Here is a 26,212-nt window from a genome sequence, read left to right on the forward strand (position 1 = left end):
TCTCCTTGAAGTTTAACCCACATAACCAGCCTTCCGGTTTGGGGAACATCCTTCCTTGAACGACATGACAGATCGCTGATAGTTCAGAGGATACATCACCTCAGGCTCATAAAGCATGGATGCGAAACGGATGGTCATGGATGCAGCAGTTTCCCCATGCCCGTGGTAGAAATCAGGGCTGTTTTTCTGCTTCGGAGGCTCGCCGGATGAAGCTGGCGGCTTCCAGGCGGGGTCCGCGATGCCCCAGCCGAGGTTTTGTCTGTCGCAGGATGGGGTCCAGGCGGTAGAGAATCATCAGGTTTCTATCCGGGTCATCCATTGTGGGAAAGGAGGCTACTCTCTGAACACGATAGACGGAGGTCAGGGCGTCCATCTTGTCATCGTCCACCTGGTTCCAGGCGACGTACCATCCGGGATGGTACGTCTTCACCCGATCTTCAAGGTCCATGGTGCCGAAATCGTCACAGATGGAGGGAATACCTGTGATCAGGGAGAGATCCGAACCGCTGATCGAAAGGACCAGCGGACTATGGGTACGGTCGGAATCGATGATCCTGCGAATCTGCTGGGCCGCGGCCACGAAGGTGTACTCCGGATGGAGAACATAGTCCAATGTCTGTCGCGCATCGGAGACAGCCATCGCGATCAACGAAGCGGTGCAGAGGCTAGCAGCGGGAATCGTGGAGAGCCGTCGCCAGTTTTCCCCACGGAAGGCACGCTCAAACACCAGCACCGTGAAAACCGTCATAGGCACAACTGTGACGAGATAGTACCTGGGCTGAAGATTGTCGTGATAGAGAATGAAGGCGAAATACCCCATCGACCACAGGGCAAGAGCGACCAGAAGGGGATTTTTGAGGAGCCGCGGGCGAATGAAGGCCGCGAAAAACATTGCGAGAATCGCCAGCGGGTAAAGGATAGGGCCGATCCACATGCCGTCGGAGAAGCTCTCGGACAGGACCGCAAAAAAATTCTGGACGTTGAGGCCGGAGTAGGAGTTCACCGAAAAGAGATAGCGATAGTCCGCCAGGAAGCGGGGACGAACCACGAGTCCGTAGTAAAGCCCCCAGATGGAGACCGCGAGCAGAGCGACGGGCACCATCACCCGCAAGGCCACTCGAAGACGATAGCCCGAACGGGCAAAGAGGAGCCAAGCGACAGCGGGCAGAAGAAAGACCGCTGTGGTTTTGGTAAGGACCATGAGAGGCAGAAGAACACCAATGCCCAGAACAGGAAGGCTCCCACCCCACCAGCTTCTTTGGGCCTCAACTGCATTTTCGCAGGGCACATAAGAAGCGGACAGAAGTGCCAGAAGTGTAAGGACGATCAACAAGGGTTCCAGGATCGCCATCCGGCTGAATGCGTAACAGAAGGGACTCGTCGATAGCAGGAGAACAGAGATCGCCGGGGCAAGTGACCTCTCCCCGGGGTGTTGAAGTCGATGCCAGCGGCGAACGAGAAGATAGACGCACCACAGAATCACAGCGAAGATGGCCACGGTCAGGGCCCGGGCAGCAATGACGCTGACCCCGGTGAAGTGAAAGACCAGCGACTCCGTCAGAGGCCAAACGGGCAGTGCGGCGGCGGGGTTGAAGTCGCCGGGAACGTACCAGTCGCCTCGCTGGAAGTGCCGGATGGCCGCATCGCCATACCAGCCTTCATCGGTGTACTTGGCCCAATCCATCCAGGGGGAATGGTTCGGAAAGTCAGCACGCAGGTGAAGGCCATGCAGCCCGACAAAGATAGCCGCCACCGCAAGCAGGATCAACTCCACGAAGGCGATCCTGCGCCACCGCGATGCTGGTGCGACTTTATGCCCAGAATGTTCTATGAGTCTCTCCATAGATAAGCACTCCGGGGACGCGAAGCCCCGTCCAGCACTCTATTCCTTACCTGATCCTCAAGATTGCAGGTCTATCACTGCAGCATTAGATGTTCGCAGATGCCCTGAAAGCCAGATCACTCGTAGGCAAGAGCATCGATCGGGTCCTTGCTGGCAGCCTTATATGCAGGATAAACGGCTCCAAGCAATGCTCCAATAAAGGCGATTACGACCGATTTCCATACCCAGGGCAGGTTGATGACGAAGTCCAGCGTAGGAAAACGGGCACTCAGAACAGAACTCAGCAGATAGCTCGAAGCGACTCCAAGGGCGATTCCCACCACGGCGATCAGAGCGGTCTCGCGCAACACCAGCGAGACGATGTAAGTTCGCGAAGCGCCGAGCGACTTGAGGATGCCAATCTCCCGCGTTCTTTCCATGACGGCGGTATACATCGACTGAAAGATCACCAGGAATCCGATGACGAGGGAGATTCCAACCACCACGTTGATGGCTGTGCTCATGTAGGGCAGCTTGGTCGGAGAGATCGCGGAGAGATACTCTTCGGCGGTCCTTACGTCGTATTGACTCATGCCGGGCGTGGCCAGGATGGCCTTACGGATCTCCTCCTGGTAGCGGGGCGGATCTTCTGTCTTGATATAGAACGCTGAGGCCTTACCTTCGGTGCCATTGAGCGAACCCATGGTGTCGATCGGGATAAATTTGCGGCCGCCCTTTCCATGGGCAACGATTCCGCAGATGCGAAAGTCGTGATTGAGGATCTTGATAGTGTCGCCGATCTTCTTGCCTTCGGAGGTGTAGTCGTCGATGATGACGTCGTCCGGCCCCTGGAAAGGTGTTCCTGAGAGGAAAGTAAAGGGCAACAGAGCATTGAAGCTCTGGTAGTCGATTCCGTAGATGCTGTCGAGAGAGCTGGTCACCGCAATATTTACGGGAGCGACCACCTCGACGTGAGGAATCTTTCGGACCACATCGGCCACCTTGATCGAGGCACCGGCTCCGCTCATGCCGAGGAAGTTGTTCGTCGTGGCTGGACGCACAATCATGTCCATACCGATGCCGTTCTGACGCGCCTTGAATCCGCTGATCTTACCGAGGAGTATCGCTGTGATCGAGAGTATCATGATCACCTCAATGGCAATGGCCAGGGCGCTGATCAGGGAGCGGAGGGGGCGGTGAACGAGATTACCAACGACGAGTTTATTCATGCTCTCTTTAGTGTATGGCAGCAGAAGAGGCTAGCGTCCGAACCCCGACGAGGGGAGGGAGCGGACAGGTCGGGAAGCACCGCCGCCTCGAATCGGGGTAATCTTCGATCTCCCCGGACCCTTTACTAGAATGCCCAACAGCGGCATCACGTAAGCAGCTGCGAAGGCCGCAAAGACGATCCCAAATGCGATGGAAGTCATGAAATTGATGGGGCCGGTGATTCCCCCCTCAGGCGCTGCGTGAGCAAAGATAGCGAGCGCCAGAAGTCCCCAGGGCGATTGGCGCGTATCCCCACAGAGAGAGTCGAAAACGATGAAGAGCAGTATCCAGATAACAGGCGCCCAGAAGAAAACTCCGAACCAGCCACCGATATGATAAGCCTCCCCTGCAGGGCTGAAGGAGATCCCGGTGGTGGTGTCGTCCTGAGAGATCATTCCCATCTGGCGAGCGTAGAGATTGCCGGCTTTTATGGTCGGCTTATCTGGCCAGAGGAACCTGGGAACAACATTTTGGAAGCCAAAAACAATCCCAGCAGGCCCAATCGGTCCCACTCTTTCGGTGAGCCCATGAAGGGCATCATCCGGACCCATCATTTGGAGCCGGTCAAAGAATCCCTGGCTTTTGTTAAAGTAGCCCACAACATCTCGATCTTCTGCGGTCTCCTTGTATTTTGCGCGCGTCCCATCCAGGTCGCCCAGCAAAGTCAAGACAACATGAACACGATCACCTACATCCTCGCCTGCAAGAGTTCTTCCATATTGGGAATAGGGGACCAGGTAGTGGACCATGAAAAAGGTCACCGCCAGCAAACCGACCAACTGTGCCTTTGAAAATCGATATCCCATTGAAGCCGTGGCAATAAACCAGCAGGCCAGCGGCGTAAAGATACCCTCCTTCGAAAAGCCCACAAGCCCCTGGCCGAAGATTGAGAACCCGGCAATCGTAACGGCAGGATTGATGCTTCGACGTCCTCCGGTTCTCCGCATCTCGTAAACAATGCCAAGGATCATTGCCATAGGCAGAAACCGATTGATTTGCTGTAAGGCGCTCATCACACTACCTGATTGGACAGGTATAACCAGCGCAAGGGCAAAGATCGCCAAGCCTGTCAGCAGGCATCCATAAGCGGCATCGCCCATATTCTCAACTGCGACAACGTTGACCAGTAGAGGACGCTTAAGAGTCAGTTTCCTGGCTACAAGGACCGCCACGATTAAAGAGATCATCGTACCGGCATAGACCTGCATGGTCAGGACTGGATAGGCAAGATTAGAGTCGGCAGGTTCCCCCAAAACAGCTTTGATCACCAACCCGGCAATGACCGCCTCTGTAGCGTAAAAAAAAATATAGCCGCCGGAAGACCGGGACAATCCTCCGGCAAGATTAAATGCGACACCCGACAGGACGATAAATACGAAGGCCGAAAGCGCAAAGATCATGGAGGTCCCCTGGTAGATCTCCACCAGAAACAACAGGCCGGCGAAGATGGTTACCCGTGATACGGGGATAGAGGTTGGGAGGGAGATCCGCACTTGCTTCTCTGTTCGAAGTGGCCTTTCGGGGAGATGGTTCCCGGACTGGTGGGAGGATGCCTGGGGGTGAGTCTGCCTGCAGCACTGGCCGCAAGGTAAAGATCATTGGACTGAACCCCATCATAGAAGGGTCCGAAACCGGGCGTCAAAAACCAACACTATAGGTGGCCGGATGAAAAATCGCCCACGCCTGCAGGACCAATCTGGGAAAGTTCCGCCTAACTACTTTGATTCCAGTAACCTATGAGGCTCCCCTGCTTTGACTTCAGGAAAATAGCGGATTATCCTGCCGAAAACCGCGAATTCTCTGCATTACGAGATCAATTCCACAGGAAACCGGGGCGGGATGGAGCAATTCGGCAACGCACTGCGAATCGAGCGTGAGAGAAGACAGGTTAGCCTTGCGAGCATCTGCGAGGTGACAAAGATCTCAGTCCGTCACCTTGAAGCCCTGGAGGCCGGCCGGTATGCAGATTTACCCGGCGGAGTCTTTCGCAAAGGGATCCTGCGAAGCTATCTGAAGGCGATCGGCCTCGAAGAGTCGGAATGGGTTGAGCAGTTTGAGAACGCAATACGATCCTCTGATCCGGAGAATGAAGAGGAAGGCTGGACGGAATTTGCAGAGAACGTTCGCAGGAATCGTACCGGAAGCCGAACCTCCGGAATCGATTCGCGCTGGATCGGGGTCGCGGTCATGATTATGGTGCTAGTCGCACTGGGATGGGGCGTGTGGAGATTCGTCTTTCACGGACGGCTTTTCCTCTAAAGGACTCCGCAGGGACGCCTTCACCTAAGTCCTGAAATAGATAAATTTACCGGTCAGATTCGGATCCGAATTCAGGATTGACAAGCCTGCGCCTTGAGACGACTCTGGTTCACACGAATCGTACTTTCTAGGCTGCGTAAGCGCTTACGTGTTCTGCAGCCCAAATCATTTAAGAGAGCCGGACGGAAGATCCAGCCACAAATTGCATTTCTTTTTCAGGAGACAGTGATGACGGGATACGGGCTTTTCGCCTGTCGCGCAATGATGCTTATTGCGGCGACGATACTGGCATTTGGAACCCATAACATCTGGGCGCAAAATGTCCTCGGCAGTATCAGTGGAAATGTAACCGACAGCAGCGGAGCCGCGATCAGTGGCGCTATCGTGACCCTTCTCAATACCGACCGCAACCAGGTTGTTCGCACGGTCAAGACCAATGGCAGCGGAAACTATACCGCTCCGACGCTGCCACTTGGAGGCTACAAGGTCACCGTCTCGGCGACCGGCTTCGGTGACCAGGTGATCAGTGGAATCGTCCTGCACGTTAACGACTCCCTTGCAATCGACGCGAAACTCCATCCGGGAGCCGTCCAAGAGGTTGTGGTAACCGCCGATGCTCTCGCAATCAATACAGAGAATGCGACGCAGGCGGGCCTGATCAACGGAACCCAGGTCCGGGAACTGGTCCTCTCCAGCCGGAACTACGAGCAGTTGGTCGGCCTGCAGCCGGGCGTTGCCTATACGGGTGGCGACCAGATCTATATTGGCAACTCCAGCCCGAATGGCTCCAGCAATGTCGTCAGCTTTTCGGTCAATGGCTCGCGCACCAGCGGAAATGCGTGGACGGTAGACGGAGCTGACAATGTGGACCGCGGATCGAACTACACGTTGCTGACCTATCCATCGGTTGATGCCATCGCCGAATTCAAGACACTGCGCGGCACCTACCAGGCGGAGTTTGGCCGCTCGGCAAGCGGGCAGGTGAACGTGATTACCCGCTCCGGTACAGATAAATTTCATGGAACGGCTTACGAATTTGTCCGCAACGACATCTTCAATGCGAATGACACGCTGAACAAGCTGACGACAACGCCATCCGGCGGAGTCAACAAGACCTCGCCGCGCAGCGCCCTACGCTACAACGACTTCGGCTATACCATCGGCGGACCGGTCTGGCTGCCGAAGATCTACGACGGCCGCAAGCATGGGACCTACTTTTTCTTCTCGCAGGAACTTCGTCGCGTGATCACGTACAAGGCTCTCACGCTGAATGGCGTTCCCACCCTGAACGAGAGGGCAGGCCGATTTACAACCCCCGTCTGCATCAACTACAACCAGACAACCGGTAAATGCAACGATGCAGGTGTTACGACAGTTCCGATCCAGAGCACCATGGCGCAGGCATATCTTAAGGATATCTACGCGCACGTAGGAGCGCCGGACGCATCCGGCACCCTGGTCACACCTCCACAGCGCAACCTCTACAACGGCAATCAGCAGATTGTCCGAATCGACCAGCAGCTCGGACAGAAGCTGAACGTCTTCTTCCGCTTCATCAACGACTCCATTCCAACGCAGGAGCCGGGCGGACTCTTTCAGGGTTCAGGTTATCCGGGCGTGAACACGACCAACACCAATGCTCCCGGCCGAATCTATCTGGGCCACGCAACCTACGTCATCACGCCAACCTTCCTGGTTGACGGTGGTTACGCCTACTCCTATGGCGCGCTGCTGAGCGACCCCGTGGGACTGGCTCTGAACGCGAACTCTCCGGACATCAAGCCGAACCTGCCCTACGCCTCGACGCTCCCGCGCATCCCCGCCCTGACCTTCAGCGGAGGCACAACCCTCACCACCTACGGCCCTTATCGGGATTACAACAAGAACCACAACATCTTCGTAAATGTGACGAAGACGCTGGGCAACCACACCATCAAGTTTGGCGTGGACTACAACCATTACAACAAGACGGAGAACAACGCCGGAGCCAATGCCGGCAGCTTTGCATTCAATGCCGGGAACTACGCTCCATCGACCTCAACCAAGAACTATCAGCAGGCCTGGGCAAATTTCCTGACTGGATTTGTCGATACTTTTTCTCAAGCCTCTTATGACGTAACTCCAAGCGTAACCGCGAACCAGATCGAAGGATATGTGCAGGATGACTGGAAGATCATCTCTCGCCTGACCCTCAATCTGGGCATACGCTACTCGCATTTCGGCCAACCTGTGGATCAGAATCACCAGCTCACTACATTTGATCCCTCACTGTACTCGGCGTCGAATGCGCCAACCATCGACGCTCAGGGGCGCATCTGCGTCGTGGGAGCGCCCTGTACGGGTGTTACGCCCAATGGCAACATCAGCCGCCAGCAGGCAATCACCAACGGTATCAGCATCAATGGCCAGAACTCGCCGTACGGCTCCCAGATCGCAGAAACCGATAAATACAACTTCGCTCCCCGCGTGGGCTTTGCCCTGGATGTCTTTGGGGATGGCAAGACCTCGCTGCGTGGCGGATACGGCATCGCATACGACTCTTCCCTGTTCGGCATCTACGAGCAGAACATCTTCCAAAACCCTCCCTTCGTCAATACGCCAACCATCTCGAACACTAGCTTTGACAATCCCGCGGCCGTTTCGGCCAATGTGAACTACAGTGCCCAGGTGATTCGTGCGACCTCACCAAAGTTCCACACGCCATACAACCAGCAATGGTCACTGAACCTGCAGCAGCAGTTTCCGTTCGGCGTCCTTGCCGAGGTGGGCTACGTAGGCAGCGGACAGCGCCACCTGCTTGGCCTGGTAGACATCAACCAGGCCCCTGTCGGCGCATGGGCCGCAGCCAAACCTGGCACGGCATTGACGACAGGCAACATCGCTCAACTGAATCAGTACCGTCCTTACAAGGGATTCAGCGCCATCAACTCGGTGCAGCCGATCTTTATAGGCAACTATCACTCACTGCAGGCTTCTGCACGCAGGCAGTGGTCGCATGGAACCCTGTTGGCGGCAAACTACACTTGGTCGCATGCTCTGACGAACGCAAATGCGGATCGCAGCGGCGCTCCGCAGATATCTTCGAACACCGCGGCGGAGTACGGCCCATCTGCGGCCGACCGCAGGCACATGTTCAACTTCAATGGCGTCTATGCCCTGCCCTTCTGGTATGAACAGCATGGCGTAGTGGGCCATATCCTCGGCGGATGGGAGATTTCAGGGCTTGGTTACTTCAACACGGGCCTTCCGCTCAACGTCACCACCAGCGGACTGGATCCTGCGGGGGTCGGCGTCGTCTTCAGCTCGAGCGTCTCCTCAGGGCGCCCCGACCGCGTTGGAGATCCAAATGCCGGAACACCGGGCAATCCGATCCATACACGCCGGCACTGGTTTAACGTCAATGCTTTTGCTCCCGTCCCTGCGGGCCAGGTTCGCGGCGGAAACGCACAACGCAACGTGGTTCAGGGTCCGGGATGGTGGCGCGTCGATACCGGTCTGTTCAAAAACCTGAACATCACCGAATCGCTGCATCTCCAGCTCCGCGGCGAGGCCTTCAACCTGTTCAACCACACCAATCCGGACGGCATCAGCACTTCCGGTCTCATTACGGCATCGGGCTACAGCGCCTCGGCTGGAAACATTACCAGCTATCGCGACAAGCGCATCCTGCAGCTTGGGGCGAAGTTCATCTTCTAGATTGGCGATTACCATTTCTTTTCAAGGCGTCCGTCGATGCGGACGCCTTTTCTTCGCACTTTGCGCTGCATCTCTCCGGATGCTAGAAGTCAAGTGGAGCCGCAGGTCCTCCGGCTACACCCTTCGGGCTTCGCTCAGGATGACACTCATTTATATAGTGTTCGACCCGAGTAGTACGGCTAGCGCTCCACCGTTTAATGCGCGATTAGCACCGTTTGCCGCGCAAGCTCACCGCTGGATGGTGAAAGTCAGGCAGTTCTTTCTCTCAAAGGTAAAATAAAAGGGTTGTAACAACCCATGAGGCGCAGGCCACAGAAGGTCAGCCCTCTGAAGGAGCTTCATTTGGCTATACGCGAGCGTTTTCTCTTCACCAGCGAGTCCGTCACGGAAGGTCATCCGGACAAGATCGCCGACCAGATTTCCGATGCCATCCTTGATGCCTGCCTGGCACAGGATCCCTATAGCCGTGTGGCGTGCGAGACCCTGACGTGTACGGGCCTGGTGGTCATCGCAGGCGAGATCACGACGAAGGCGTATGTCGACTTCCAGAGCCTGGTTCGTGGAACGATCGCTGCGATCGGTTACGACAATGCTCTCTATGGCTTCGATTCGAATACCTGCGCGGTGATCTCGACCATCAACAAGCAGTCCGGCGACATTGCCATGGGCGTGGATACGGGCGGCGCCGGCGACCAGGGCATGATGTTCGGCTACGCCACCAACGAGACGCCGGAGCTGATGCCCGCTGCAATCTCGCTGGCGCATCGTCTTTCCCTCCGGCTGAGTGAAGTCCGCAAGGACGGCACAATGTCGTATCTCCGGCCTGACGGCAAGAGCCAGGTCACGGTGGAGTATGACTCCAACCACAAGCCGGTGCGCGTGGACGCGGTCGTCATCTCGACGCAGCATGCGGAGAATGTCGGCAACGATGAGCTGCGTGCCGACATTCTGAAGAACGTCATCCAGGCCGTGATTCCGGCCGAGCTTCTGGACGAGAACACTAAGTATCACATCAACCCGACCGGCCGCTTCGTTGTGGGTGGACCGATGGGCGATACCGGCCTGACCGGCCGCAAGATCATCGTCGACACGTACGGCGGCATGGGCCGTCACGGCGGCGGAGCCTTCAGCGGCAAGGATGCCACCAAGGTGGATCGTTCGGCTGCTTACATGGCCCGCTACGTGGCCAAGAACATCGTGGCTGCCGGTCTCGCGGACCGCTGCGAGGTGCAGCTTGCCTACGCAATCGGCGTGGCGGAGCCTGTCAGCGTGCTGGTCGACACCTTTGGCACCGGAAAGGTCGACGAGAAGAAGCTGGAAGAGCTGGTTCGCAAGAACTTCTCGCTGACGCCCAAGAGCATCATCGAGACCCTGCAACTGCGCCGCCCGATCTTCAAGGCGACCGCAGCCTATGGCCACTTCGGACGTACCGGCGAGGGCTTCACCTGGGAGGCTACGGACAAGGCACAGGCTCTCAAGGAGCAGGCGCAGGCTCTGGCTGCAGCAAAGTAAGCCGTCGATCTTCGGCGAAAACAAGGGCGGTCCCGTGATGGGGCCGCCCTCAAACTTTGCGCGAACAAAGCGGAGTGTAGCCTTGCGCCAAGGCGGGGGAAGATACTGTCATGACGATGGCCGCAGACATGATCTCCGAGAGCTTCCACAGCGAACACTGGCAACGGGTGCTGGACCACGATGCAAGTGCAGACGGAACGTTCTTCTACGCTGTCCGGTCGACGAAGGTTGTCTGCAAGCCGAGCTGCCCAAGCCGCCGGCCTGTGCGTGCGAATGTAAGGTTCTTCCTTACGCTGGCAGAGGCTCTTGAGGCGGGGTACCGTACGTGTCAGCGATGCCATCCGGAACGAACGGAAGCAACACCTGATCCTGTGGCGCAGGCGGTTGCAAGGGCCACCACCTACATCGAACGCCATGCACGCGAACGTATCAGCACAGCAAAGATAGCTGCAGCCGCTGGGGTCAATCGGCTCACGCTTCACCGTGCCTTCCAGCGCATCTTCGGAATCAGTCCGGGAGAGTTCGTGCGACAACAGCGCATGAAGAGCTTTGACAGAAACTTGAGGGAGTCGGAGATGAGCGTTACCGATGCAATCTATGAAGCAGGGTTCGGTTCTAGCAGCAGACTGTACGAGAACAGCGGAAGACGGCTCGGGATGACGCCACGAGAGATGCGGAACGGTGCGCATGGTCTGGCAATTCATTATGCGACGGCGGAGAGTCCGCTGGGCAGGATGCTGGTTGCAGCCACCGAGAAGGGCGTCTGTACGATCACGTTTGGCGAAGACGACGCTGAGGTCACCTCCGCCCTCCAGGAGCGTTTCCCGAACGCAGAGCTGACGCGCGAGTCTGCAAGGAGCGGATGGCTGGCCGACGCGATTGGATTTGTCGCCGGCCACCTGAGCGAGAGCCCGACGGCGGCGACTTTTCCTCTTGATATTCGGGCGACGGCATTTCAGCAACGCGTGTGGAATGCCCTGCAGCAGATTCCCCGCGGCGAGACACGCAGCTACTCCCAACTTGCTGCGGAGCTGGGTTCGCCATCGGCGACGCGAGCGGTAGCCCGGGCATGTGCAGCGAATCCTGTGGCTGTGGCTGTTCCCTGCCATCGTGTCGTCGGAAAGAACGGGCTCAATGACGGGCTATCGCTGGGGCACGGAGCGCAAGCGAAAGCTTCTGCAGGCGGAGAAGGCAGTCGCGCATCCCTCCCAAGCTCCTATAGAGTAGGAGCGATGATTCCGAGCGAAACTGCGAAGTCACCAGCGGTCGTGGAGCGCTCGCTCTACCGCAAGATCACCTGGCGGATTATTCCTTATCTCTTTCTGCTTTACATCGTTGCTTACGTCGATCGCGTGAACGTGGGTTTCGCCGCGATGGATATGAAGCGGCAGCTTGGCTTCAGTGACACGGTATACGGCACAGGCGCAGGCATCTTTTTTATCGGCTACGCTCTGTTCGACATGCCCAGCAACATGATGGTGCAGCGTGTCGGCACCAGGGTGTGGATTGCCCGGATCATGATCACGTGGGGGCTGATCGCGGGGTGCATGGCGTTTGTCCACTCCGCCGCCTCTTTCTACACCATGCGATTCCTTCTCGGCGTAGCTGAGGCCGGGTTTGTTCCGGGAATGCTGCTGTATCTCACCTTCTGGTTTCCCTCGCATGAGCGCGCACGTGCCGTCGCCAAGTTCATGACGGCGACTTCGCTGGCTGGTGTCGTAGGGGCACCGCTTTCGAGCGCGTTGCTGCGGCTCGACGGATTTCTGGGGCTGCAGGGATGGCAGTGGCTGTTCATCGCAGAGGGCATTCCCACAATGCTGCTGGGGATCTCGGTGCTGTTCGTGCTCAAGAACGGACCTGCGGAGGCCGACTGGCTGAGGCCAGAGGAGCGGACGTGGCTGCTGCAGGAGCTGGAAGCCGACCGGGCACGGTATGGAGCGACGAAGCACCACTCATTCAAAGATGCGTTCCGCATGCCTGCGGTGTGGATGCTTGCCTTTGTCTATGTCACGATCCAGATTGGCGTCTATATCGTCAATCTGTGGATGCCGCTGATGCTCGACAGCCTCTCCGGCGCGGCCGTCCGTGATGCAAGCACGATCGCGCGGTATGCCACTGTGCCTTATCTGCTGGCTGCATTGTTCACCGTGGTCGTCGGGTGGAGCTCGGATCGTTGGAATGAGCGCGGCGGACATCTTGCAGGCTGTATGGCGCTGGCCGCGATTGGATTTACGTGGGCGGGCATGGCACATAGCGTTGCCATCGCACTGTGCGCCTTCTGCCTGGCAGCGATGGGGTTGTGGAGCACCATGGGGCCGTTCTGGGCCCTGATGACGCGTACCATGGCAGGCACAGCGGCAGCGGCAGGAGTGGCGCTGATCACAACACTGGGAGGCTTAGGCGGGTTTGTGGGCCCCTATGTGACCGGGCGGCTTCGAGAAGCGACCCACAGCTTCTCCAATGGGCTGTATGCAATGGCTGTGCTTGCGCTTGCGGCTGCCCTGGTGAGTGTTGGGACCATTTGGCTGCAGTCTAGAAATGACGCAACCACAAGGGCTTAGCTCAGCATCTCGGGAGGCCGGAAGCCACCGGAAGCGTGCCTTCGAGTGGTATTCTAGACAAGCACAAAGTGCTGATTTTTTTCGAGATTTCAAGAACATCCGACACGAGAGGTGCCTTTCATGGCGACAGCAACCATCGATAAAGCGGCAGTTGCAACCGAGTACAAGGTTGCCGACCTGTCGCTCGCGGACTTTGGACGTAAGGAGATCGACATCGCCGAGCAGGAGATGCCCGGCTTGATGGCCATCCGCAACAAATACGCTCCTTCGAAGCCGCTGGCAGGGGTTCGGGTCACCGGATCGCTCCACATGACGATCCAGACCGCCGTTCTGATCGAGACGATGGTTGCCCTGGGCGCGGATGTGCGCTGGGCAAGTTGCAACATCTTTTCCACCCAGGACCACGCTGCCGCCGCGATCGCCGCTGCAGGAGTCCCTGTCTTCGCCTGGAAGGGCGAGACGCTGGAGGAGTACTGGTGGTGTACCGACCAGGCTCTGCGCCACAAAGGCGGCCTTGGTCCGCAGATCGTCATCGACGACGGCGGAGATGTGACGCTGCTGATCCACAAGGGCGTCGAGTTGGAGAAGGGCGATGGCTGGGTCAATACTCCCTCCGGCAACCAGGAGGAGCAGGTCATCAAGAACCTGCTCAAGAAGATTCATGCAGAGGATTCCGCACACTTCCAGAAGATCGCGAAGGAGTGGAAGGGTGTCGCCGAAGAAACGACGACCGGCGTTCACCGCCTCTACAAGATGATGGAACAGGGCAAGCTGCTCGTCCCAGCCATCAATGTCAACGACTCGGTTACGAAGTCGAAGTTCGACAATCTGTATGGCTGCCGCGAATCGTTGGTGGACGGCATCAAGCGCGCTACCGATGTCATGGTCGCTGGTAAAGTTGCGGTGGTGTGCGGTTATGGCGATGTGGGCAAGGGCTCGGCGCGTTCGCTGCGCGGCATGGGCGCTCGCGTTATCGTCACGGAGATCGACCCGATCAATGCTCTGCAGGCTGCGATGGAAGGCTACGAGGTCACCACGATTGAGGAGACGCTCGGCCTCGGCGACATCTATGTCACCACAACAGGCAACGTGGACGTCATTACCTATGAGCACATGCAGGCCATGAAGGACCAGGCCATCGTCTGCAATATCGGTCACTTTGACAACGAGATCCAGATGGACGCTCTCAACGCCGCGACCGGCGTCACGCGGCTGAACATCAAGCCCCAGGTCGACAAGTACACCCTCCCCGCCGGCAACAGCATCTTTGTACTCGCCGAAGGCCGTCTGGTGAATCTGGGCTGCGCTACCGGCCATCCGAGCTTCGTGATGTCGAACAGCTTTTCCAACCAGACGCTGGCGGCACTCGATCTCTGGAAGAACAAGGACAGCTATAAGCCCGGCGTCTACATCCTGCCCAAGAAGCTGGACGAAGAGGTCGCACGCCTTCATCTGGAGAAGATCGGGGTCAAGCTGACAACTCTCTCCAGCAAGCAGGCGGACTATCTTGGCGTTCCTGTCGAAGGCCCCTATAAGTCCGAACAGTATCGCTACTAGGCCTGGAGCCTTACAGAAAACAGAGGCCGCCGGTGATCTCCGGCGGCCATTTTTTGAGCCTATCGCTCCCGTTGAGAGTTCGGAACATAGTCCGGCGCGACGATAACCTGCATTCCCGGTTCCTGATCCTCCAGTGGACGGTCAGAGAGAACGACTGTGCTGGCCGATCCTGATGGATAGGAGATCTGTGCGCCTACATACATTGCATCGGAATCTTCGAGCGGAACCGCTCCGGCCGGTTCCACGATCAGCGTGTAGGTGCCGGCAGGCAGATCAAGATAGCCGGTGTTGTCACCAAAGCTGGTCCGGGTGATGACCGGACGGGTTTCGCTGATCTTCTGACCGGCGGGCAAGAGATAGATATCCACCATGCCACCCCTTATGGCCTGATGGATAAACCGCAGCGCGGCACGCCCCGGGGCGGCGGGCATGTTTCGGTCCTGCAGCACGGTCTGCTGCATATCGTCGGAGAAGTTTCCGATCAGGACGGTGTACTGTCCCCCGGCTGCGAACGTGGTTCGTGACCGGGTGAGGGCCTGCCGGGTACCTGAGATTGTCGACATCGTGGTAGATGGTCCGGCTTCGAGTGGAACATAGGAGGTAATGGTTCCGAACGACAGCTTATAGGCGAGCGGCGACGTGTCCTGGTAGATATCGATCTCCGGAGCGTCGGGAGAGACGTCGATCATGCGCACCTGCGGTCGATTGGAGGCCGTTGCCATGCCCTGGCATCCTGACAGCAGGACGAGGCAGATGCTCATAGCCGCTCCGCAGAGAGTCCTGATGGTGAAAGAATGGAGCGACAAAGGCCGTTGGTTCGGGTTGAGCATCTTAAGTAGGGACTCGATATGCAACACTCTAAACGATTCCAAAGAATGAGGCTGCCGGTACTGGCGCCTGTGGCTTTGTATCTCGTTATCGCCACGGCGGCGTCTTTCGCGAGTGGCCAGACAGATCCGGCTACCCCCTCCGGCACCGCGCAGCAATCGCCTGCGACAATCCCGCCTGCACCTCCCGTCTCGTCGCCGACAACTCCGGTCCTTGTACCAGCGGCTACCACTCCGGCAATTGGCTGCGGAGTACAGGCAATTGTGAGCATGCGCGACAATCACCTGACGACTGCCGCTGCCGTCGCGGCACACAAGAAAAACTACGAATTTACCCTCGACAGTGCGGACTGGGTAGACACCGGGGCGACCGTTGCCGCCGGAGAGGTCGCCTCATTTACCGCCAGCGGTAAGATCACCCTGGCTGACGGTCGAACGGCAACACCCGATGGAGTAGACCGTGGCTGGAAGGATCTTCTCCGTCAATTCCCACTCAACAGCGCGAAGGCAGGTGCGCTGGTGGGCAGGGTGGGTAACGCCGACGCCTCCGTGCCATTTTCCATCGGTGCCTCCGGACAGGTCACGATGCCGACGACAGGCGAACTGTATCTTCGCGTAAATACCAGCAGCGACCTGAGCTTCAGCGGAGATTACAAGGTAAAACTCACATTTCCGGAACCATCGAAGGCAAAGGCAGCCGCGCCTGCAGCTCCCGCCGTGCCTGTCAGCTCCCTGATCAGTCCGGCGATCTTCGCTGATATTCCGCGTCGCGTGTCGGATGTTCCTTCAGGCGAAGGCAATCCTGGAGACATGGTCAACTTCGGTCTTGTCGGGACCAAGGAGCAGGTCCTCGCCGCATTCAAAGCTGCCGGGTGGGTCGCCGTCGATAAATCTGTACAGGATGCCCTCATCAACGGACTTCTGAAGACGCTTAGCCGCGAGGCATATACGGCGATGCCGATGAGCACACTGTATCTCTTCGGGCGACCTCAAGACATATCGTTTGCGCGCGCTGATCCTTTGATGGTGGCGGCGGAGCGTCATCATCTGCGCGTATGGCAGACGGATAAGACCATCGACGGTCGTCCGCTCTGGGTGGGTTCCGCGACGCACGACATTGGCTTTGAAAAGGATCAGCGTAATGGCGGGGTCACGCACAAGATCGACCCGGAGATCGACAAGGAGCGCGACTACCTGGTCCACACTTTCGACGCCGCCGGAGCATTTTCAAGCGCGGCGTATGTAACACCTTCGAATCCTCTGCTCGATGCGAAGACAGCGACCGGCGGCAGCTTCCGCTCTGACGGCCGCATCGCCGTGATGGACCTGAAATAGAGATCAGGAAAGGGCGGAGATAGGCTGGAGGAAACGAGGCTCCAGCCCCCGCATACTACTTCTTTGCCTTGTTTGCGATGATCTGGTCTTTGATCTTGTCGTAGACGCCCTGTGGCAGGATGCCGCGCGAAGCCAGCTGATTCTTTGCAGTGTAGGGACGGCCGTCGATGATCCGTTTCGCGTAAGCGTCTCCAATACCCGGAACGGCCTTGAGCTGGTCCGCAGTTGCTGTGTTGATATCAATCTTGTCAGCGGTGGCGGCAGCGGTGGCGGCCGGTTTTTTGGTCGAAGCCTTCTGAGCCGTCATAGTGAGGGGAAGAGTCGAAAAGAGCGTCGCGGCGATCAAAAGATTACGAAGGATACGCATATGCGGTGGAACTCCTGAAGGGAATAACCTGCAGTTGCAGAGGAAGAGTACGGAACCACAGCTTTCCCGTCAAACAATAACTTCACCGGCCTTCGGTGATTCCAAGGGGCTTGGCGCTGCCCCCACGTCGGGCATTTTGGAGGCAGGTTGACTTACAGTCGCCTCCAACGCTACTCTGAAAATGCGATGCGTTCGCTGAACCTCCATCACGGACATCACCATCATCATGCGCAGAGCGTGTTGGCGGCTATGTCCGGTGTGGCGAAGTAACGAAGCTCGAGACCACAGGATTCTGAAAGGCCCGCTCAACGCGCATACCGCGAGCGGGCCTTTTTACGTGTCAACGACCGATTGGAGATTGAAATGGCTGAAGCACCCCAGACCGCTGCACCCCAAATCGACTTTGCCAAGATGGACGGCCTCGTCCCCGGCATCGTCCAGGACCATAAGACCGGCGAGATGCTCATGCTGGGCTTTCTCAACGAAACCAGCTACCAGAAGACCCTTGAGTCCGGATTTGTCACCTTCTGGAGCCGCACCCGCAGCAAGCTGTGGATGAAGGGCGAGACCAGCGGCAATCGCCTGCGCATCATCGAGGCTTCGACCGACTGCGACAACGACGCCCTGCTCTTCCGCGTCGAGGTGGAAGGCGATGGCCTTGTCTGCCACGAGGGAACCGTAAGCTGCTTCACCAAAAAGATCGAAACGGAGAAGAAGTAAATGAGCAACGTGCAGAAGAAGCTGAAGCTCGGAATTCCCAAGGGAAGTCTGCAGGACGCAACCATCGCGCTGTTCCAGCGTGCCGGCTGGAACATCTACGCCAACGGCCGCAGCTACTTTCCGTCGATCGACGACACCGAAATCGAATGCATGCTGGTCCGTGCGCAGGAGATGGCTCGCTACGTGGAACACGGCGCGCTCGACGCCGGGCTGACCGGCAACGACTGGGTACTTGAGAACCAGCACAGCGTGGAATACGTCACCAGCCTCACCTACTCCAAGCAGAGCCGCCAGAAGGTGAAGTGGGTGCTCGCTGTCCCGGAGGATTCGCACTACCAGAAGCCCGAGGACCTGGCTGGCTGCATCATCGCTACTGAGCTGGTCGAGTTCACCAAGCGCTACTTCGCTTCGAAGAACATCCCGGTCAAGGTTGAGTTCAGCTGGGGCGCGACCGAGGTGAAGCCTCCCACGCTGGCCGACGCCATCGTCGAGGTCACCGAGACCGGAAGCTCCCTACGTGCCAACCGCCTGCGCATCATCGAGACCCTGATGGAGAGCGAGACCCAGCTGATCGCCAACAAGACTGCCTGGAAGGATGACTGGAAGAAGGCGAAGATCGAGACCATCTCGCTGATGCTGAACGCCGCCATCGCCGCCCAGGGCCGTGTTGGCCTGATGCTGAATGCAAAGGCGGCTGATCTTCCCCTTGTCATTAACGTCCTCCCCGCGCTCAATTCTCCGACCATCTCGCAGCTTAGCGATCCCGCCTGGGTGGCGCTCAATACCATCCTTGACGAGTCCGAAGTTCGCGATGTCATCCCCAAGCTCAAGGCCGTTGGAGCCACAGGCATTGTCGAGTATCCGCTGAGCAAGGTCGTTCTCTAAAGAAGAGGAATGGAGCCGTCACGATGAAGTTGGTAAAGACCTACGGACGCACCGCGAAGTCCGCCGCCGCCCTGATCGCATCGATCGAGCGGCGCGGCGCGGTCAACACGGCAAAGGTGGAACCCGTGGTGCGCCGTATCCTCGCGGATATCCAGAAGAATGGTGATACCGCGCTACACAAATACGCTGCGAAGTTCGATGGACTGCCAAAAAAACAGCCGCTGCTGGTCACACGCGAAGAGATGCGCGCGGCCTGGGAGGAGACCGCTCCCGAGCTGCAGGCAGCCATGATGATCGCGCGTGGCAACATCCTCGCCTTTGCCGAGGCGCAGCTTCCGCAAGAGTGGAGCTTCGATGCCACAGACGGCGTCAAGACCGGTCAGATCGTTCGGCCGCTGAGCTCAGTCGGCTGCTATGTTCCCGGAGGACGCTATCCTCTCCCGTCCACTTTGCTGATGACCGCCACTCCCGCGCAAGTCGCTGGCGTAGAGCGCATCGTGGTGTGCTCGCCCAAGCCTGTGCGCGAGACGCTTGCCGCCGCGTATCTCGCTGGAGTTACCGAGTTCTATAGGATCGGCGGAGCGCAGGCCATTGCGGCGCTTGCCTATGGCACCGACACCATCGCGCCGGTCGACAAGATCGTCGGGCCCGGCAATCTTTTTGTCACCGCTGCGAAGACGCTCGTCTCAACTCAATGCGGCATCGACATGCCCGCTGGTCCTACGGAGATCGTCGTCACCAGCGAGCGGGGATACGCTCCCGGCATCGCCGCCGATCTGGTCGCTCAGGCCGAGCACGATCCTGAAACGCTTGCCATCCTGATCACCAGCAATGAGAAGCTCGCCAACGATGTTGCTGACGAAGTGAAGCTGCAAGCGAAGAGCAACAAGATCGCAAAGCAGTCGCTGGCAGCACAGGGAGCCATCTTTATCACCCAGACGGTCGAGGAGGCACGCGAGCTGACGAATCGCCTCGCTCCGGAGCACCTCACGGTCGACTCTGCCAGCGATCTCAAGTGGGTGCAGAACGCGGGCTCCGTCTTCGTCGGCGACTACGCTCCGCAGTCGATGGGCGACTACGTCTCCGGTCCCAACCACGTGCTCCCCACAGGCCGCGTAGGTCGCGTACGTGGCGGCCTCAGCGTTCTTGATTTCGTTAAGATCATTACGGTTCAGGACTACACGCGAAAAGGACTCGGCAAACTCGGTCCGCACGCCATTGCTCTGGCAACGGCGGAAGGGCTGACCGGCCACGCTGAAAGCGTTCGCGTACGAATGAGGTCAAAGCAATGAGCACATCATCGAGCACTGCGACTGTGAAACCGCGCCCCCTCGTCCTCGAGATGCCGGAGTATCATCCGCCGCTCGCCGGCCGCGATGCTCTGCGGCTGGACTTCAATGAGAACACGCTGGCGCCTTCGCCGGTCGTTATGGACCGGCTGAAGCAGATCACTGCCGAGCAACTTACCGTGTATCCCGAGCGCGAAGTGGGCGAACGCAAGCTGGCCGCCCACTTCGGCCTTGAGGCATCGCAGGTCCTGCTGACCAACGGAGTCGATGAGGGCATCCATCTGGTGTGCTGCACCTTTCTTGAAGACGGCGATGAAGCCATCATCTCGCCTCCATCCTTCTTCATGTACGACGTCTCGATCTCCCTGATGACACGCGGCCTGGTCAAAGTGCAGGCCGACGAGACGCTGCAGTTTCCTTTTGAGCGGGTTCTCAACGCTATCAACGAGCGGACCAGGCTCATCGTCGTCGCCTCTCCCAATAACCCTACTGGGGCAACCGCCAGCCGTGCTCAGCTTCTGGCAATCGCGAATGCAGCACCCCATGCCGTGCTATTGGTAGACGAAGCCTACTTCCACTTTCATGGCGAAACGGTTCTCGATGATTTGGCGACAACGCCCAACCTCCTCGTCGCCCGGACCTTCTCCAAAGCCTATGGCATGGCGAACCTGCGCATCGGGATGCTTGCGGGAAGCCCGGAGCTTATCGGGTATCTGCGCAAAGCAAGTTCGCCCTACAACATCAACGGCATCGCGCTCGATTGTCTCTCAGCCGCGCTTGAAGACGACGCCTATATCAACTGGTACGCCGAGGAGATCCGCACTGGACGCGAACGCGTCATGGGCGCGCTCGATGAGATGGGAGTGCACTACTTCCCCAGCGCCGCCAACTTCGTGCTGATGAAGATCGGACCGCTCCACAAGGAACTGGTCGCTGCGATGCGGCGTCGGGGCGTCCTGCTGCGCGATCGTTCTGCCGATCCGGGCTGTGACGGTTATGTTCGCATCACCGTCGGAGTCAGCGATCATGTAACCCGAGGACTCGAAGCATTGAAAGCATCACTCGACGAGATCGGCTGGAAACCGCAATACTGAGAATGGAAACCAGAAAAGACCATTCTTCCGATACACACTGTCGCTTTGTTAAGGGCACGGCTTCAGCCGTGCCGAAAAGAATCAAAGGAGAAAGGGCTTTAGCCCCTGAGGTCCCAGATGCCAAAGGCACGCACAGCAACCGGCTATAAGCCAAGAACAGCAACGATCAAGCGCAATACCACCGAGACGCAGATTGCGCTCAAGCTGAACATCGACGGCACCGGCGTCTATAAGGTCTCTACCGGGATCCGCTTCTTCGATCACATGCTGGAGCTCTTCACCCGTCACGGCGGCTTCGATCTTACGCTCACCTGCACGGGCGATCTCGACGTCGACCAGCACCACACCGTCGAAGACGTGGGCATCGCGCTCGGCGAGGCCTTCAATAAGGCGCTCGGCGATAAGAAGGGCATCCTGCGCGCAGGCTACTTCGTGATGGCGATGGACGAGACGCTCGCCGTCGCTGCCGTCGATCTCTCAGGCCGCGTCGCCTACGTCGTCGACGATAAGGTGAAGGTGCGCCTAGTGGGAGACTTCCAGTCCGAGCTGCTCGCCGACTTCTTCGACGGCTTCGCCCGCGGAGCCAAGGCCAACGTTCACGTGAAGACGATGTACGGCCGCTCCAACCACCACAAGATCGAAGCGATCTTCAAGGCTTTTGCACGCGCTCTGCGTGGAGCGTGTTCGCGTGATGAGAGGATGGCCGAGATTCTGCCGAGCACGAAGGGCTTGCTGTGAACATGGACGCCCGCCTGCGCCGGAGCATCTTCAAGGTGGGCGTGTATGCGTTTGTCACCAATCTTATGTTCTATGGCCTTTGGCAGCAGCTTTCTTCGAGATTCACTCCTTGTCATGGGAAAGCGGTCGGGGTTGAAGTGGGTTTGGCCTTTGCACTCATAACAGTCGTTCTCGCTCTCTTTGGTAAAGGTATGGGCCGATGGCTGCTGGCTGCTGCCGGCCTTGTGGCTTCTTACTTCTGGTTTAGCTGGATTACCTGGATAGGACAAATGCAATGCTAGCCGTTATCGACTACAAAGCGGGCAACCTAACCAGCGTCCTCAAGGCGCTGCACTACCTCGGCGCGGAGACACACGTCACGCAGTCGCCTGACGACGTGCGCAACGCAAGCAAGATTGTTCTGCCCGGCGTAGGGCACTTCCAGGCGACGCAGCTTCTGCATGACCTTGAACTCACGGAAGCTACCCGCGAAGCGATCGCGAGTGGCGTGTCGTTCCTCGGCATCTGTGTTGGTCTTCAGTGGCTGTATGAAGGATCGACCGAAGCAGAGGCAACGGAAGGTCTCTGCCACTTCGGCTCGAAGTGCGAACGCTTCCCTGCCAGCTTCAACGGCGCAGAGCTGAAGTCGCCGCATGTCGGCTGGAACTCGCTTGAGAACATTCGCGAAGACTCACGCCTACTGCGCGGCGTTGCGCCCGGCGGCTTCGTCTACTACACGCACTCATGGCGCGCGCCGGTGAGTGCAGATACAGCCGCAACCACCAACTACGGTGGCGACTTTACCGCAGCGGTCGAGCGCGACAACGTGATGGGCGTGCAGTTCCATCCCGAAAAGTCGAGCACCGTCGGCCTACAGATCCTCAAGAACTTCGTGGAGCTATAACCATGCCATTCGTCTATGAACTCATGCTCGCCGAAGAGACGTCCCAGGCGCAGTACAAGCTCGCGCAGCAGCTCGTCCCCGCGGGTACGCTCGTCGGTACCGGGCAGAACATCGCCGTGCTCTCCGACGGCAAATGCGAGTTCCATCTGCGCGCACCGCTGCAGGGTCTGCTGGTGGGCTGGTTCGCCGAGAGCGGAGACTCCCTCGATCCCGACGAGCCTCTCGCACGCATCGTTGCGGAGGGTGCCGAACGCCAGGTCGACGCCGTAACACCCGTGAGATCGCAACCATGTTGACCAAACGCATCATCGCCTGCCTCGACGTCCGCGACGGCCGCGTCGTCAAAGGCATCCAGTTCGTCGATATCATCGATGCCGGCGACCCCGCCGAGCTCGCGCACCGGCACGCAGCCGCGGGAGCCGACGAGATCGTGCTGCTCGATATCACGGCCACACACGAGGGTCGAGGCACACTGCTCGATACGGTGAAGCGCACTGCTGCGGAGCTGTTCGTTCCCTTCACGGTCGGTGGCGGCATCCGCTCTGCAGAAGACGCGGCGGCGGTCTTCGATGCTGGTGCTGACAAGGTCAGCATCAACTCCTCTGCCATCGCTCGTCCAGAGCTGATCGGCGAGATCGGCTCAAGCTTCGGCGCGCAAGCCGTTATCGTCGCCATTGATGCTCGACGCGCGGAAAACTCAGCCGACCCGGTCGGTGATGCCGAGGTCTTCGTCGCCGGTGGCCGTAAGCCCACTGGGCGCAAGGTGATTGAGTGGGCACGCGAAGCTGAGCAGCGCGGTGCGGGCGAGATTCTGCTGACCAGCATGAACACCGATGGCATGCGTTCGGGCTTCGACTGCGAGCTGACAGCACGCGTCTCCGAGGCCGTGCAGATCCCCGTGATCGCCAGCGGAGGCGCAGGTTCGGCGGCGCACTTCGCGGAGGTCTTCGGACGCGGTAAAGCCGATGCCGCGCTCGCCGCGAGCATCTTCCACTTCGGCGTGACGGACTCACGCGAGCTGAAGGCCGAGCTGCAGCGGGCCGGCGTTCCCGTTCGCCTACCCTGCTAGCATTTTGTATGACGAGTTTCTGGCTGGCCTTCCTCGCCGTGCAGTTTGCAGGACTGCTCGGTTCTGTGGGTGTCGGGATCTTCCATCAAAACCCTCTCGGCTTCGCCTGCCATCTGGCCGCAATCGTCTTGCTCGAGCCCGGCCTGGTCCTCGCTCGGGCCATCATCGACAAGTTCTACTGGGAGAGATTCACCTCTGAAGACCTCTTTCGCTATGCCTCCGTCCTGAGCTTCTTTGTGAACATTGTTCTGGCCATCTGGGCGCGCGCCTTCTTCAATGCACTGCGTCCACAGCGCGATACCTGAGAGAATATCGACATGCTTATACCCTCTATCGACCTTATGGGCGGCCGCATCGTGCAGCTCGTCCAGGGTGAAAAGCTCAAGCTCGCCTTTGATGATTTCGACTATTGGATCGAGCGTTTCAATAAGTATCCTCTCGTCCAGCTCATCGACCTCGATGCAGCTATGCGGCAGGGATCGAACGCCGAGCTGATCTCGCAGTTCACCTCGAAGCTCCCCTGCCAGGTGGGCGGAGGCCTGCGCACGGCTGAGGATGGCCAGCGCATGCTCGACCTCGGCGCAAAGCGCGTCATTTATGGCTCGTCGCTCTTTGGCGGAGACAATGATGCCGACCGCAAACGTCACCCACTGATCAACCTCGATTTCGCCCAGAAGCTGCGCGACGCACTCGGAGAAGAGCAACTCGTCTTCTCAGTCGACACCAAGGGTGGCCAGGTAGCCGTGCGCGGATGGAAGGAGAACGTTGCGCTCACCCCGGAAGAAGCCGTCACCTGGCTTGAGGACTATTGTGCCGCCTTCCTTTACACGCACGTCGACACGGAAGGCACGATGACCGGGTTTCCGATCGATGTCGCCGCCATTCTGCGTGCCACCACGGCAAAACAACTGATCGTCGCCGGAGGGATCAAGGAACGCCGCGAGGTCGACGATCTCGATGGCATGGGTGTGGATGCCGTTGCGGGGATGGCGGTTTATTCGGGAGCGATGGAGGCCTAGAAATATAGGCTTTTCATCATCCCAGTCATCTAACGTGTCATCCTGAGCGAAGCCTCTCGCAGTCTTCTCGCGAGAGGCGAAGTCTAAGGATTTGCGGTTTGTACGCAGTAGTTCAAAAAGATGGCCTGCACAAAAGGACGCAGATCCTTCGACTCCGCTACGCTCAGGATGACACTTTGTAAGGATGGAACACTAACCACTATGTTTCTCGCTTTGGCCTAGTTGTTGTCAGGGCTGTCTGCCAGAGCGTAATACCCCTTGCGGGCCTGCACCTTCGTATCCTTGCCGCAGGTGATGTTCAGGGTGCGGAAGCTGCCGTCAGCCTTCAGGTTGGTCGGGGTGTAGCTGGCAAGATACTGGGTTCGCAGTTCATCCTGAATCTGGTCAAAGGCTTCCTGCAATTTCTTGCCATTGTTGCCCACATTGATCACGCGACCACCGGTCTCGCGCGCAAGACGGTCCATATCGCCTGCGCCGTAGTACCCAAAACCGCCGTAGAATCCTCGATCCGCGATCAGGATGACGTAGACGAGGGCATTCGACTTCTGGGCGGCTTCGATGGCCGTGCGGATGTTCTCCTGCGATCCCTGGTCCTGCCCATCGGTCAGGATGACAAGAACCTTGCGGCCGGCCTCCTGACGAAGCTTGTCGTGGGCCGCCAGGTAGACCGCATCGTAAAGCAGCGTTCCACGAGGAGTGCTGTTACCTGTGACCGATCCGGTTCCAGCGCCGGTATTGATGCTGGCCTTTTGCATAGCGCGCCTTAGCTCGCTGGGTGAATTGGTGTAATCCGCCAGCAGATCGACGTTGATATCGAACGAGATCAGGAACGCTTCATCCTTCGGGGTCAGAACGTCCTTTAGAAACTCTGCTCCGGCGTCCTGTTCCATCGGAAGGACACTCTGCTGGCTTCCGCTGGTATCCAGCAGAATTCCAATGGTCAGAGGAAGGTTCTTCTCCTGGGTGAAGTTTTTGGTCTTCTGCAGGGCCTTGTCTTCGAAGATCTGGCAGTCATCCTTGCCGAGGTTGGTAATGTACCCGTTCTTATCGCGGACGGAGAAGTACACGTTGACGAGATTTACGTTCACCTTCAGGGTCTGGGTGTCGCCCGTGTCGACCGGCTGCTCAGCGGGAGCAGAACTTGCCGGGGGCGGCCCACCGGGTGAAGGAGCCTCCTGCGCGCGTAAAGGGTTGGCAAAGCCGAGAGCAAAGACGAGCAGAGCCGCAGAGACACACAAAGAGGAACGCATGCTTTATATAGACGAGCGAAGCCGCCAACGGGTCAGCTAAAAAAATAATTCCAAGGCGCT

The 26,212-nt window shown here is 58.3% G+C and carries 24 protein-coding genes; 17 read left to right on the top strand and 7 right to left on the bottom strand.

The annotated features are described in order from the left end of the window. Positions 1 to 12: 12 nt before the first annotated feature. From GWR55_RS19435 to GWR55_RS09490, 4 genes are all read right to left on the bottom strand, one after another. Complete coding sequence (locus GWR55_RS19435; RefSeq protein WP_255490414.1) at positions 13 to 138, bottom strand: hypothetical protein; 126 nt, start codon at positions 136 to 138, stop codon at positions 13 to 15. Positions 139 to 172: 34 nt separating this feature from the next. Further along, the gene (locus tag GWR55_RS09480) at positions 173 to 1,774 is read right to left on the bottom strand and encodes a glycosyltransferase family 39 protein (protein ID WP_238398308.1); all 1,602 of its coding nucleotides are present in this window, start codon (positions 1,772 to 1,774) and stop codon (positions 173 to 175) included. 185 nt (positions 1,775 to 1,959) lie between these two features. Continuing rightward, entirely contained in the window at positions 1,960 to 3,051 is a 1,092-nt protein-coding gene (locus GWR55_RS09485; protein ID WP_162402053.1) for an ABC transporter permease, read from the bottom strand. A gap of 30 nt (positions 3,052 to 3,081) precedes the next feature. Further along, complete coding sequence (locus tag GWR55_RS09490; protein WP_162402054.1) at positions 3,082 to 4,491, bottom strand: hypothetical protein; 1,410 nt, start codon at positions 4,489 to 4,491, stop codon at positions 3,082 to 3,084. Between the two features lie 439 nt (positions 4,492 to 4,930). Here GWR55_RS09490 and GWR55_RS09495 point away from each other — a divergent pair, with 439 nt between their 5' ends. From GWR55_RS09495 to ahcY, 5 genes are all read left to right on the top strand, one after another. Continuing rightward, complete coding sequence (locus GWR55_RS09495; RefSeq protein ID WP_162402055.1) at positions 4,931 to 5,350, top strand: RodZ family helix-turn-helix domain-containing protein; 420 nt, start codon at positions 4,931 to 4,933, stop codon at positions 5,348 to 5,350. Between the two features lie 261 nt (positions 5,351 to 5,611). Next, positions 5,612 to 9,046, top strand: coding sequence for a carboxypeptidase-like regulatory domain-containing protein (locus GWR55_RS09500; RefSeq protein WP_162402056.1), 3,435 nt, complete (start codon positions 5,612 to 5,614; stop codon positions 9,044 to 9,046). Positions 9,047 to 9,394: 348 nt separating this feature from the next. Next, positions 9,395 to 10,558, top strand: coding sequence for a methionine adenosyltransferase (gene metK / locus GWR55_RS09505; protein WP_238398769.1), 1,164 nt, complete (start codon positions 9,395 to 9,397; stop codon positions 10,556 to 10,558). A gap of 110 nt (positions 10,559 to 10,668) precedes the next feature. Beyond that, positions 10,669 to 13,119 carry an MFS transporter gene (locus tag GWR55_RS09510; protein ID WP_162402058.1) on the top strand — a complete coding sequence of 817 codons (2,451 nt, stop codon included), beginning with the start codon at positions 10,669 to 10,671 and terminating at the stop codon, positions 13,117 to 13,119. Positions 13,120 to 13,239: 120 nt separating this feature from the next. Next, positions 13,240 to 14,676, top strand: a complete 1,437-nt coding sequence (gene ahcY, locus GWR55_RS09515) for an adenosylhomocysteinase (protein WP_162402059.1) — start codon at positions 13,240 to 13,242, stop codon at positions 14,674 to 14,676. A gap of 59 nt (positions 14,677 to 14,735) precedes the next feature. Here ahcY and GWR55_RS09520 read toward each other — a convergent pair whose 3' ends face one another. Beyond that, positions 14,736 to 15,437, bottom strand: a complete 702-nt coding sequence (locus GWR55_RS09520; RefSeq protein WP_162402060.1) for a DUF4397 domain-containing protein — start codon at positions 15,435 to 15,437, stop codon at positions 14,736 to 14,738. Positions 15,438 to 15,551: 114 nt separating this feature from the next. Between GWR55_RS09520 and GWR55_RS09525 the strand changes: the two genes are divergently transcribed. Next, on the top strand, positions 15,552 to 16,838 hold the full coding sequence (locus tag GWR55_RS09525; protein ID WP_162402061.1) for an LssY C-terminal domain-containing protein: 1,287 nt from the start codon (positions 15,552 to 15,554) through the stop codon (positions 16,836 to 16,838). Between the two features lie 55 nt (positions 16,839 to 16,893). Here GWR55_RS09525 and GWR55_RS09530 read toward each other — a convergent pair whose 3' ends face one another. Beyond that, positions 16,894 to 17,205, bottom strand: coding sequence for a helix-hairpin-helix domain-containing protein (locus tag GWR55_RS09530; protein ID WP_162402062.1), 312 nt, complete (start codon positions 17,203 to 17,205; stop codon positions 16,894 to 16,896). A 363-nt stretch (positions 17,206 to 17,568) separates the two neighbouring features. On the opposite strand from GWR55_RS09530, the gene hisI reads away from it, so the two are divergent. The 11 genes from hisI to GWR55_RS09585 all read left to right on the top strand — a co-directional run bounded on the left by hisI (position 17,569) and on the right by GWR55_RS09585 (position 24,902). Continuing rightward, entirely contained in the window at positions 17,569 to 17,925 is a 357-nt protein-coding gene (gene hisI / locus GWR55_RS09535) for a phosphoribosyl-AMP cyclohydrolase (RefSeq protein ID WP_162402063.1), read from the top strand. Next, on the top strand, positions 17,926 to 18,810 hold the full coding sequence (hisG, locus tag GWR55_RS09540) for an ATP phosphoribosyltransferase (RefSeq protein WP_162402064.1): 885 nt from the start codon (positions 17,926 to 17,928) through the stop codon (positions 18,808 to 18,810). 23 nt (positions 18,811 to 18,833) lie between these two features. Further along, positions 18,834 to 20,102: a histidinol dehydrogenase gene (gene hisD / locus GWR55_RS09545; RefSeq protein ID WP_162402065.1), complete on the top strand. Its 1,269-nt coding sequence runs from the start codon at positions 18,834 to 18,836 to the stop codon at positions 20,100 to 20,102. After that, positions 20,099 to 21,193 (top strand): histidinol-phosphate transaminase, encoded by a 1,095-nt coding sequence (hisC, locus tag GWR55_RS09550; RefSeq protein WP_162402066.1) that lies wholly within the window; start codon positions 20,099 to 20,101, stop codon positions 21,191 to 21,193. The genes hisD and hisC overlap by 4 nt, the downstream gene beginning before the upstream one ends. A gap of 117 nt (positions 21,194 to 21,310) precedes the next feature. After that, the gene (hisB, locus tag GWR55_RS09555; protein ID WP_162402067.1) at positions 21,311 to 21,931 is read left to right on the top strand and encodes an imidazoleglycerol-phosphate dehydratase HisB; all 621 of its coding nucleotides are present in this window, start codon (positions 21,311 to 21,313) and stop codon (positions 21,929 to 21,931) included. Positions 21,932 to 21,933: 2 nt separating this feature from the next. After that, on the top strand, positions 21,934 to 22,212 hold the full coding sequence (locus tag GWR55_RS09560) for a hypothetical protein (protein WP_162402068.1): 279 nt from the start codon (positions 21,934 to 21,936) through the stop codon (positions 22,210 to 22,212). After that, entirely contained in the window at positions 22,206 to 22,814 is a 609-nt protein-coding gene (gene hisH / locus GWR55_RS09565; RefSeq protein WP_162402069.1) for an imidazole glycerol phosphate synthase subunit HisH, read from the top strand. The genes GWR55_RS09560 and hisH overlap by 7 nt, the downstream gene beginning before the upstream one ends. 2 nt (positions 22,815 to 22,816) lie before the next feature. After that, positions 22,817 to 23,110 (top strand): biotin/lipoyl-containing protein, encoded by a 294-nt coding sequence (locus GWR55_RS09570; RefSeq protein WP_162402070.1) that lies wholly within the window; start codon positions 22,817 to 22,819, stop codon positions 23,108 to 23,110. Next, a complete protein-coding gene (hisF, locus tag GWR55_RS09575; RefSeq protein WP_162402071.1) occupies positions 23,104 to 23,883 on the top strand; it encodes an imidazole glycerol phosphate synthase subunit HisF in 780 nt (259 codons plus the stop codon). The genes GWR55_RS09570 and hisF overlap by 7 nt, the downstream gene beginning before the upstream one ends. 8 nt (positions 23,884 to 23,891) lie before the next feature. Then, complete coding sequence (locus tag GWR55_RS09580) at positions 23,892 to 24,188, top strand: hypothetical protein (RefSeq protein WP_162402072.1); 297 nt, start codon at positions 23,892 to 23,894, stop codon at positions 24,186 to 24,188. A gap of 12 nt (positions 24,189 to 24,200) precedes the next feature. Further along, the gene (locus tag GWR55_RS09585) at positions 24,201 to 24,902 is read left to right on the top strand and encodes a HisA/HisF-related TIM barrel protein (RefSeq protein WP_162402073.1); all 702 of its coding nucleotides are present in this window, start codon (positions 24,201 to 24,203) and stop codon (positions 24,900 to 24,902) included. Between the two features lie 218 nt (positions 24,903 to 25,120). Here the strand turns inward: GWR55_RS09585 and GWR55_RS09590 are convergent, their stop codons facing one another. Beyond that, positions 25,121 to 26,152, bottom strand: a complete 1,032-nt coding sequence (locus tag GWR55_RS09590) for a VWA domain-containing protein (RefSeq protein ID WP_162402074.1) — start codon at positions 26,150 to 26,152, stop codon at positions 25,121 to 25,123. Positions 26,153 to 26,212: the final 60 nt, after the last annotated feature.

The organism is Edaphobacter sp. 12200R-103 (assembly GCF_010093025.1).
In the GTDB taxonomy this organism is placed as follows: Bacteria; Acidobacteriota; Terriglobia; order Terriglobales; family Acidobacteriaceae; genus Edaphobacter.

What these genes read in the sequence shown, in the direction of transcription:
- GWR55_RS19435 (WP_255490414.1), bottom strand. Translation starts at nt 138, where the DNA reads ATGACCATCCGTTTCGCATCCATGCTTTATGAGCCTGAGGTGATGTAT.
- GWR55_RS09485 (WP_162402053.1), bottom strand. Translation starts at nt 3,051, where the DNA reads ATGAATAAACTCGTCGTTGGTAATCTCGTTCACCGCCCCCTCCGCTCC.
- GWR55_RS09490 (WP_162402054.1), bottom strand. Translation starts at nt 4,491, where the DNA reads ATGATCTTTGCGCTTTCGGCCTTCGTATTTATCGTCCTGTCGGGTGTC.
- GWR55_RS09495 (WP_162402055.1), top strand. Translation starts at nt 4,931, where the DNA reads ATGGAGCAATTCGGCAACGCACTGCGAATCGAGCGTGAGAGAAGACAG.
- GWR55_RS09500 (WP_162402056.1), top strand. Translation starts at nt 5,612, where the DNA reads ATGATGCTTATTGCGGCGACGATACTGGCATTTGGAACCCATAACATC.
- GWR55_RS09510 (WP_162402058.1), top strand. Translation starts at nt 10,669, where the DNA reads ATGACGATGGCCGCAGACATGATCTCCGAGAGCTTCCACAGCGAACAC.
- ahcY (WP_162402059.1), top strand. Translation starts at nt 13,240, where the DNA reads ATGGCGACAGCAACCATCGATAAAGCGGCAGTTGCAACCGAGTACAAG.
- GWR55_RS09520 (WP_162402060.1), bottom strand. Translation starts at nt 15,437, where the DNA reads ATGAGCATCTGCCTCGTCCTGCTGTCAGGATGCCAGGGCATGGCAACG.
- GWR55_RS09525 (WP_162402061.1), top strand. Translation starts at nt 15,552, where the DNA reads ATGAGGCTGCCGGTACTGGCGCCTGTGGCTTTGTATCTCGTTATCGCC.
- GWR55_RS09530 (WP_162402062.1), bottom strand. Translation starts at nt 17,205, where the DNA reads ATGCGTATCCTTCGTAATCTTTTGATCGCCGCGACGCTCTTTTCGACT.
- hisI (WP_162402063.1), top strand. Translation starts at nt 17,569, where the DNA reads ATGGCTGAAGCACCCCAGACCGCTGCACCCCAAATCGACTTTGCCAAG.
- hisG (WP_162402064.1), top strand. Translation starts at nt 17,926, where the DNA reads ATGAGCAACGTGCAGAAGAAGCTGAAGCTCGGAATTCCCAAGGGAAGT.
- hisD (WP_162402065.1), top strand. Translation starts at nt 18,834, where the DNA reads ATGAAGTTGGTAAAGACCTACGGACGCACCGCGAAGTCCGCCGCCGCC.
- hisC (WP_162402066.1), top strand. Translation starts at nt 20,099, where the DNA reads ATGAGCACATCATCGAGCACTGCGACTGTGAAACCGCGCCCCCTCGTC.
- hisB (WP_162402067.1), top strand. Translation starts at nt 21,311, where the DNA reads ATGCCAAAGGCACGCACAGCAACCGGCTATAAGCCAAGAACAGCAACG.
- GWR55_RS09560 (WP_162402068.1), top strand. Translation starts at nt 21,934, where the DNA reads ATGGACGCCCGCCTGCGCCGGAGCATCTTCAAGGTGGGCGTGTATGCG.
- hisH (WP_162402069.1), top strand. Translation starts at nt 22,206, where the DNA reads ATGCTAGCCGTTATCGACTACAAAGCGGGCAACCTAACCAGCGTCCTC.
- GWR55_RS09570 (WP_162402070.1), top strand. Translation starts at nt 22,817, where the DNA reads ATGCCATTCGTCTATGAACTCATGCTCGCCGAAGAGACGTCCCAGGCG.
- hisF (WP_162402071.1), top strand. Translation starts at nt 23,104, where the DNA reads ATGTTGACCAAACGCATCATCGCCTGCCTCGACGTCCGCGACGGCCGC.
- GWR55_RS09580 (WP_162402072.1), top strand. Translation starts at nt 23,892, where the DNA reads ATGACGAGTTTCTGGCTGGCCTTCCTCGCCGTGCAGTTTGCAGGACTG.
- GWR55_RS09585 (WP_162402073.1), top strand. Translation starts at nt 24,201, where the DNA reads ATGCTTATACCCTCTATCGACCTTATGGGCGGCCGCATCGTGCAGCTC.
- GWR55_RS09590 (WP_162402074.1), bottom strand. Translation starts at nt 26,152, where the DNA reads ATGCGTTCCTCTTTGTGTGTCTCTGCGGCTCTGCTCGTCTTTGCTCTC.